At 32.8% G+C, this 936-nt stretch carries 1 protein-coding gene; it reads left to right on the top strand.

The window, feature by feature from the left end:
• Window positions 1–891: IS256 family transposase (locus KM800_RS15090; RefSeq protein WP_217813820.1), on the top strand; the 891-nt coding region annotated here is incomplete at its 5' end.
• Window positions 892–936: the final 45 nt, after the last annotated feature.

Below are 936 nucleotides of genomic sequence, written 5' to 3'. Positions count from 1 at the left end.
ATAGGACTATATGCAAGAGGGATGTCTACAAGAGATATTCAATCAGAACTAGAAGAATTATATGGTATAGATGTATCGTCAACTATGATATCAAAAATAACCGACAAGGTTATGGGCTCAGCCGCCCAATGGCAGAATAGAACACTCGACGAGATATATCCTATTGTATACATGGATGCAGTACATTTTAAAGTTAGAGAAGAACATAAGATAGTTACAAAAGCTGCCTATATATGTATGGCCCTTGATATGAAAGGCTATAAAGATATTTTAGGAATATGGATTGGTGAAGCCGAAGGCGCTAAATTTTGGTTGTCTGTCTGCAATGATTTAAAAAACAGAGGTGTAAAAGAAATATTAATTGCCTGCATGGATGGACTTAAAGGCCTTCCTGATGCTATAAAGTCAGTATTCCCAGATGTTAGTATTCAAAATTGTATTATACATCAAATAAGAAATTCGATTAAATATATAGCATCCAAAGATAAAAAAGAATTTATGAGAGACTTAAAATGTGTATATAAAGCACCCAATGAAGAAGATGCACTTAATAGCCTGGATACTGTAAAAGATAAATGGAATCACAAATATGGTATAGTAGTTGACTCATGGTACAATAACTGGGATAAATTATCAACATATTTTAAATACTCACCTGAAATCAGAAGAATTATCTATACCACAAATGCATTAGAGGGATTCAACAGACAGCTTAGAAAGTTCACAAAAATAAGAACTGTTTTTCCGACTGATGAATCCCTCAGAAAATCTCTTTACCTTGCAACCGAGCAAGTCATGAGAAAATGGATTTCTCCAGTACCAAATTGGGGAATAACATTAGCTCAATTGACTATCGTGTTCAAGGATAAGATAGGCGAAGAGATATTCTAAAATTCAGTTAAATTTTTTATATTTTTCTTATTTTGGTGTATAATT

The sequence above is a fragment of the Clostridium tyrobutyricum genome (assembly GCF_019144085.1).
GTDB lineage: Bacteria > Bacillota > Clostridia > Clostridiales > Clostridiaceae > Clostridium_B > Clostridium_B tyrobutyricum_A.
Note: the sequence above shows the minus strand (reverse complement) of the source record. Positions and strands in the feature narration are given on the sequence as shown.